This window comes from Stenotrophomonas maltophilia group sp. Smal17, from assembly GCF_030237045.1.
Taxonomy (GTDB): domain Bacteria; phylum Pseudomonadota; class Gammaproteobacteria; order Xanthomonadales; family Xanthomonadaceae; genus Stenotrophomonas; species Stenotrophomonas forensis.
The window spans coordinates 10,197-14,903 of sequence record NZ_JASJSU010000102.1; the positions used below are offsets into that span (position 1 = coordinate 10,197).

A 4,707-nucleotide genomic window follows, 5' to 3' on the forward strand; every position below is an offset into this window, starting at 1 on the left:
CTCGACTGCTGTTCCAAGGCCGGAGTCGAGCATGGCTCGACTCTACAATGGCTCGACGCTACGAAGGCCCGGATTCCGGACATGAAAAAACCCGCTCTCGCGGGTTTTTCTCATTCTCGACATGGTGCCCAGGAGAGGACTCGAACCTCCACGGTTTTACCCGCTAGTACCTGAAACTAGTGCGTCTACCAATTCCGCCACCTGGGCGTCGAGGAGCGAGATTATGGGGTGTTGTTACGGGGGTGTCAACACCCTGGTGAAGCCATTCTGGATTCCCGACCACGCCTGTCGATCAGGAATCAGGATCCATCGCCATGCAGCAGGCAAAAAAAATCCCCGCCAGAGCGAGGAGTTTTTTCGTTGGTGCCCAGGAGAGGACTCGAACCTCCACGGTTTTACCCGCTAGTACCTGAAACTAGTGCGTCTACCAATTCCGCCACCTGGGCGTTCCAGAGGCGCAATTGTGAAGATGAATCCGCAGGCTGTCAACGACTTCCTGCAATTTTTTCACGCAGTGCCTTCAAGGCGGCCACTGACCCGTTCTGCACGCCGTCACCGGCTACCATGTAGGGCGATGACTACCAAAAAACCAAGCAAGGGCGGGAGCAAGTCCCGCAGCCAGGCCCCGAAGAAGGGCGCCAAGGCGGGCGCGGCCCGCACCACCAAGCCGGGCAAGCCGCTGCCGGGCTGGTTCCCCGAATTGAACGAAGGCGGCGCGCCGCCGCGTGGCCGCAAGCGCCACGGTGATGATGCACCGGGCCCGGCTCCGGGCCGCAAGCTGCCGCCGACCGGCAAGGTGATCGACGATCCCTATGCCGCCCGCGAGGCAGAAAAGTACGAACAACCCATCGCCAGCCGCGAGGCCATCCTGGCCCTGCTGGAGCGTTGCGAAGGGCCGCAGACCGCCGAAGAACTGGGCGCACGCCTGGGCCTGGGTGCGCCGGACCGGGCCGAAGCGCTGTCGCGCCGGCTCGGCGCCATGGTCCGCGACGGCCAGCTGGTACAGAACCGGCGCGGTGGCTTCGCCCCGATCCAGACCCTGAACCTGGTCACCGGCGTGGTGATCGCCAACCCGGAAGGGTTCGGCTTCCTGCGCCCGGTCGAAGGCGGCGACGACCTGTTCCTGCCGCCGTATGAAATGCGCAAGGTGATGCACGGCGACAAGGTGCTCGCGCGCGTGACCGGCATCGACCATCGCGGCCGCCGCGAGGGCAGCATCGCCCGCGTGCTGGAACGTGGCATGACCCGCCTGATTGGCCGCTTCAGCGTCGAGATGGGCATCAACTACGTGGTGCCCGACGACAAGCGCGTGCAGCGCAACGTGCAGGTGCCGCCGGACCAGACCGGTGGCGCGCGCGACGGCCAGCTGGTGGTCTGCGAACTGACCCAGGCACCGGACAGCCGCCGCCCGCCGATCGGCCGCATCATCGCCGTGCTCGGCGACAAGCTGACCGCCTCGCTGGTGGTGGAGACCGCCATCCACGGCCACGAACTGCCGTTCGAGTTCCCGCAGGAAGTACTGGACGAAGCTGCGTCGGTACCACTGGTAGTCGAGCCGTCGATGATCGGCGACCGCGTCGATCTGCGCAGTACGCCACTGGTCACCATCGACGGCGAGGATGCCAAGGACTTCGACGACGCGGTGTACTGCGAACCGAATGCCGATGGTTTCCGCCTGGTGGTGGCGATCGCCGACGTCTCCAACTACGTGCGCCCCGGCACGCCGCTGGACGAGGAGGCGCAGAAGCGCGCGACCTCGGTGTACTTCCCGGGCTTCGTGGTGCCGATGCTGCCGGAGACCCTCTCCAACGGCATCTGCTCGCTGATGCCCAAGGTCGACCGCATGTGCTTCGTCTGCGACATGCAGATCGACCGCGACGGCCTGGTCACCCATTCGCGCTTCTACGAAGCGGTGATGAACTCGCACGCGCGGCTGACCTACACCCAGGTGTGGAAGGCGGTGGGCGAGGATGATGCCGATACCAAGGCCTGGATGGGCGATCTGCTGCCGCAGGTGCAGCGCCTGCACCAGCTGTACAAAGTGCTGTCGAAGGCGCGCGCCAAGCGCGGTGCCATCGAGTTCGAAAGCAGCGAAGTGCGTTTCGTGCTGGACAACCGCGGCGAAGTGACCCAGGCCGGCATGCTGGTGCGCAACGACGCGCACAAGCTGATCGAGGAATGCATGATCGCGGCCAACGTCGAGGCGGCCAAGTACCTGCTGTCGCGCCACGTGCCGGCCCCGTACCGCATCCACGAGAAGCCACCGGAAACCAAGTACGCCGACCTGCTGGAATTCCTCAAGGAGTTCAAGCTGAGCCTGCCGCCGTGGTCGAAGGTGCGCCCCGGCGACTACACCAAGCTGCTGAAGAAGATCCGCGACCGCCCCGATGCCACGCTGCTGGAATCGGTGCTGCTGCGCAGCCAGAGCCTGGCGATCTACAGCCCGGACAACCACGGCCACTTCGGCCTGGCGCTGGAGGCGTACGCGCACTTCACTTCGCCGATCCGCCGCTACCCCGATCTGCTGGTGCATCGCGCGATCAAGCACGCGCTGTCCGGCAAGCCGCTGGACAAGTTCACCTACAACGCGCGCGAAATGGCCGCGTTGGCGCTGCAGTGTTCCGAGCGTGAGCGTCGCGCCGATGAGGCCGAGCGCGAGGTCGACGAGCGTTACCGCGCGGCGTGGATGGAAAAGCACGTCGGCGGGCAGTTCGACGGCGTGATCAGCGGCGTGACCAGCTTCGGCCTGTTCGTGGAACTGGACGAGTCGAAGGTGCAGGGCCTGGTGCATGTCACCCAGCTGCCGCAGGACTATTACAAGTTCGACGCCACCCGCAAGACGCTGACCGGCGAACGCCGTGGCAGCAGTTACCGGCTGGGCGACCGCGTGCGCATCCTGGTGCTGAAGGCCAGCATGGAAGAACGCAAGATCGACTTCCGCCTGGTCGAGCACAAGGGCGAGGACGAGGGCGACGGGCTGCCGCCGCTGCCCGAGCGGGGCAAGCCGGCCAAGCGCACCAAGAAGCAGTATTGAAAGGCGTGCCGACCAACGGTCGGCACCCACCTCACCCGGTAGGTGTCGACCTTGGTCGACACGATTTTGCGGAGGAACGCACCATGCAGGGCCAACCCGAGTACAGCGGCGGCTGCCAGTGCGGCGCGATCCGCTTCCAGGCGCGCGGCGCGCTGACCGACAGCTCGATCTGCCATTGCCGGATGTGCCAGAAGGCCTTCGGTGCCTACTACGCGCCGCTGGTGTCGGTGCGCGGCGTGCAGTTCAGCTGGACCCGCGGCCAGCCGCGTTACTTCCAGTCGTCCAACGTGGTCCGGCGGGGGTTCTGTGCCGACTGTGGCACCCCGCTGACCTACGAGGCGCCGGACGGCGTGGCAATCGCTGCCGGCGCCTTCGACCAGCCCGAGCGCCTGCCGCCGACGATCCAGTACGGAGTGGAGCGCAAGCTGCCGTTCGTCGATGCGCTGGGCGGCCTGCCGGCGCGGCGCACCGAGGACGACGTCGCGTCGCTGGCGTTCCTGGCCACGATCGTGTCCCACCAGCACCCCGACCACGACACCCCGCACTGGCCGCCGCGCAGTCGATGACCCACCTGTAGAGCCGGGCCCACGCTCGGCTGGCGGGTGGCCGCCGCCGCAGCGCCCGGCCCGCCGATGCTCTACCATAGCCACCCCCTTTCCGGTCCCCGCCCGCATGAGCAAGAACAGCCAGTGGATCGTCGGCGTCAACGCCGTCGCCTCCTCCATCGAGAACGACGCCGAGAACGTCCGCGAAGTGCTGGTCGAGGCCGGTGCGAAGAATCCGCGCCTGACCGAAATCGAGGAAAACGCCCGCCGCAAGGGTATCGACGTGCGCAAGGTGAACGCCCAGGCGCTGGATGGCGTGGGCGGTTCGGTGCGCCACCAGGGTGTGGCCGCGCGTTATGCCGCCGCCCGTACCTACAGCGAGAACGAGCTGGAAGGCCTGGTTACCGCGGCCGAGGGCAAGGCCCTGCTGCTGGTGCTGGACGAGGTGCAGGACCCGCACAACCTCGGCGCCTGCCTGCGCTCGGCCGCCGCCGCCGGTGCCACGGCGGTGATCATTCCCAAGGACAAGTCGGCCACGGTCAACGCCACCGTGCGCAAGACCTCGGCCGGTGCCGCCGACCGCATTCCGGTGGTGGCGGTGACCAACCTGTCGCGCTGCCTGAAGGACCTGCAGAAGCAGGGCGTGTGGATCTACGGCCTGGCCGGTGAAGCGACCGCTTCGCTGTACCAACTGGACCTGAAGGGCAACATCGCGCTGGTGCTGGGCGGCGAAGCCGATGGCCTGCGCCGCCTGACCCGCGAGAACTGCGATGGCCTGGTCAAGATCCCGATGCCGGGCGAGATCGAGAGCCTGAACGTCTCCGTCGCCGCCGGCGTCAGCCTGTTCGAGGCCGTGCGCCAGCGCGGTTGATCGGCACTGCTGGATGATTGATCGGGGGTCAGATCCCTCTCCGCAGGAGGGGGCTCTGACCCTTTTTTGTGCTCCTTTTTCGTGCGGCGCTGCGGGCTCACCGGGCATGGCCCGGCGCTACCGTGTCGACCAAGGTCGACACCTACCAAGGCGGTGTATGACGCCATTCCGACAGCCGCGGGAAACGGTCAAGGGCGGGGTGGGTCCGGTGGCAGGGGTGTGAGCCGCATGGATGCGGCGACCAAGCCCCCATGGGT

The 4,707-nt window shown here is 66.7% G+C and carries 3 protein-coding genes and 2 tRNA genes; 3 read left to right on the plus strand and 2 right to left on the minus strand.

Annotated elements, in window-relative coordinates:
• Nucleotides 1-122 precede the first annotated feature (122 nt).
• Together QRO93_RS18730 and QRO93_RS18735 are read right to left on the minus strand one after the other, a co-directional pair.
• Nucleotides 123-207, minus strand: a tRNA-Leu gene (locus QRO93_RS18730).
• Between the two features lie 154 nt (nt 208-361).
• A tRNA-Leu gene (locus QRO93_RS18735) sits at nt 362-446 on the minus strand.
• Nucleotides 447-574: 128 nt separating this feature from the next.
• Here QRO93_RS18735 and rnr point away from each other — a divergent pair.
• From rnr to rlmB, 3 genes are all read left to right on the plus strand, one after another.
• Nucleotides 575-3,034, plus strand: coding sequence for a ribonuclease R (gene rnr / locus QRO93_RS18740; RefSeq protein WP_274512366.1), 2,460 nt, complete (start codon nt 575-577; stop codon nt 3,032-3,034).
• Nucleotides 3,035-3,117: 83 nt separating this feature from the next.
• Entirely contained in the window at nt 3,118-3,600 is a 483-nt protein-coding gene (locus QRO93_RS18745) for a GFA family protein (protein WP_053449235.1), read from the plus strand.
• A 106-nt stretch (nt 3,601-3,706) separates the two neighbouring features.
• Entirely contained in the window at nt 3,707-4,450 is a 744-nt protein-coding gene (gene rlmB / locus QRO93_RS18750) for a 23S rRNA (guanosine(2251)-2'-O)-methyltransferase RlmB (RefSeq protein ID WP_008265272.1), read from the plus strand.
• The last annotated feature ends 257 nt before the right edge of the window (nt 4,451-4,707 follow it).